A 2,574-nucleotide genomic window follows, 5' to 3' on the forward strand; every position below is an offset into this window, starting at 1 on the left:
CCCTTGCCCTTGCCCGTGCCCGCGAACGCGTCGCGGTGTTCGTCGGCCACGCCCGCAAGGTTCAGCTCGAACGTAAACCCCTGCTCCATGCGGTAACTGGCGTTTACCTTCTGCACGTCGATGAGGTTCAACGCCTCCTTGGCCGCCCGGATGACGCGAGTGTCCTTGACGGCGATGTCACGGGCGACGCGCAGTGCGGACGCGTCCAGGTCGGTGCGTGGCACTACCTCGTGCACGGAGCCGAACTTGTGCAGTGTGGCGGCGTCGACCGTCGCGGCGGTGAAGAACAGCCGGCGCATCATGTGCTGTGGGACGAGCCGCGACAGGTGGGTGGCGGCGCCGAGCGCGCCGCGCTCGACCTCGGGAAGGCCGAACTTCGCGTCGTCGGACGCGACGATCACGTCGGCGTTGCCGACCAGTCCGATGCCGCCGCCGACGCAGAATCCGTTGACCGCGGCGACGACGGGTACCTCGCACTCGTACACGGCGCGGAACGCGTGGAAGCAACCGCGGTTGGCATCGATGAGCGCGGTGAAGCCCTCGGTGTTCTGCATCTCCTTGATGTCGACGCCCGCGTTGAAGCCGCGGCCCTCGGCACGAAGGATCACCACGTGGGTGTCCATGTCGCGCCCGGCGGCCGTGATCGCGTCGCCGAGTTCGAACCAGCCGCGCGACGGAATCGCATTCACTGGCGGGTAGTCGACGGTGACCGAGACGATCCCCGGCTCGATGGTCTTGGTGGTGATCATGCGAATTCCTCAGCTACTCCTGGGGCGGCTACCTAAGCAAGCACTTGCTTGGTACGCTAGCACAGTGACCGACTCGGCTGACAGTGCCGTTGGTGCCAACGGTGCTGACGTGAACCTCCAACTCGCCGGCCGCGTCGTCCTGGTGACCGGTGGCGTGCGAGGGGTGGGTGCCGGCATCAGTGAAGTGTTCGCGGGTCAGGGCGCGACGGTGGTGACGTGCGCCCGTCGCCCCGTCGAGGGCCTGCCGTATGAGTTCCTGTCCTGCGACGTCCGTGACGACGACTCGGTCAAGGCCCTCATCGACACGATCGTCGAGCGTCACGGCCGGATCGACGTCGTGGTGAACAACGCGGGTGGCTCGCCGTACGTACTCGCCGCCGACGCCTCGGCGAAGTTCAGCACGAAGATCATCGAACTGAACCTCATTGGGCCGCTGTCGGTTTCACAACATGCCAACGAGCACATGCAGACTCAGTCCCGGGGTGGGTCGATCATCAACGTGGCCAGCGTCAGCGGCCGCCGACCCACGCCGGGCACGGCGGCCTACGGGGCGGCGAAGGCAGGCGTCGAAAGCCTGACCACCACACTGGCCGTCGAGTGGGCGCCGAAGGTGCGGGTGAACTCGCTCGTCGTCGGCATGGTGGAGACCGAGCAGTCCGAACTCTTCTACGGTGACGCCGAGTCCATCGCCGCCATCGCGGCCAACGTCCCGCTGGGGAGGCTCGCCAAGCCCGCCGACGTCGGTTGGGCCGCCGCGTTCCTGGCGAGCGACGTGGCGTCCTACATCAGCGGAGCATCGCTCGAGGTGCACGGCGGCGGAGAGCCGCCCCACTATCTCGCCACGACCAGCGCAACCAAATAACCGAGGAGACAACGCACATGGGTTTGCTTGACGGCCGGGTGGTCATCGTCACGGGATCGGGCGGCGGAATCGGACGGGCGCACGCGCTGGCCTTCGCGGCAGAGGGCGCACGTGTGGTGGTCAACGACATCGGTGTCGGCCTGGACGGTTCGCCCGCCGGCGGCGGCAGCGCGGCCCAGGGTGTCGTCGACGAGATCACCTCCGCCGGGGGGGAAGCCGTCGCCAGCGGCGCCAACGTCGCCGACTGGGCGCAAGCCGAAGGCCTCATCCAGACCGCGGTCGACGCCTTCGGTGGCCTCGACGTGTTGGTCAACAACGCGGGCATCGTCCGCGACCGGATGTTCGCCAACACCAGCGAAGAGGAGTTCGACGCAGTCACCGCCGTGCACCTCAAGGGCCACTTCGCCACCATGAAACACGCGGCGGCCTACTGGCGGGCCAAGGCGAAGGCCGGGGAGTCCGTCGACGCGCGCATCATCAACACCAGTTCCGGTGCCGGCCTGCAAGGCAGTGTGGGACAGGCCAATTACAGCGCCGCCAAGGCAGGAATCGCGGCCATGACGTTGGTCGCGTCGGCCGAGATGGGCCGCTACGGCGTCACCGTCAACGCCATCGCCCCGTCGGCGCGAACCCGGATGACCGAGACGGTGTTCGCCGAGATGATGTCGACCCAGGATGCCGCGTTCGACGCGATGGCCCCGGAGAACGTCTCGCCGCTCGTCGTGTGGCTGGGCAGCGTCGAATCGCGCGACGTCACGGGCAAGGTCTTCGAGTTGGAGGGCGGCGTCATCCGCGTCGCCGACGGTTGGGCGCACGGACCGCAGATCGACAAGGGCGCCCGCTGGGATCCGGCCGAGTTGGCCCCGGTGGTCACCGAACTGCTCGCCAAGGCGCGGCCGCCGGTGCCGGTGTACGGGGCCTGATTCGTCAGGCCGGTTCGCACACCACCAGAGGAATCACCCG

General features: G+C 67.9%; 3 protein-coding genes. 2 read left to right on the forward strand and 1 reads right to left on the reverse strand.

Annotated elements, in window-relative coordinates:
• Positions 1 to 749: enoyl-CoA hydratase family protein (locus VET27_RS01100; protein WP_526514539.1), on the reverse strand; the 749-nt coding region annotated here is incomplete at its 3' end.
• 64 nt (positions 750 to 813) lie between these two features.
• On the opposite strand from VET27_RS01100, the gene VET27_RS01105 reads away from it, so the two are divergent.
• Both VET27_RS01105 and VET27_RS01110 read left to right on the forward strand, forming a co-directional pair.
• Complete coding sequence (locus VET27_RS01105) at positions 814 to 1,611, forward strand: SDR family oxidoreductase (protein WP_526514540.1); 798 nt, start codon at positions 814 to 816, stop codon at positions 1,609 to 1,611.
• Between the two features lie 17 nt (positions 1,612 to 1,628).
• Positions 1,629 to 2,534, forward strand: coding sequence for an SDR family oxidoreductase (locus VET27_RS01110; protein WP_526514541.1), 906 nt, complete (start codon positions 1,629 to 1,631; stop codon positions 2,532 to 2,534).
• Positions 2,535 to 2,574: the final 40 nt, after the last annotated feature.

The sequence above is a fragment of the Mycobacterium sp. genome, assembly GCF_035633495.1.
In the GTDB taxonomy this organism is placed as follows: Bacteria; Actinomycetota; Actinomycetes; order Mycobacteriales; family Mycobacteriaceae; genus Mycobacterium.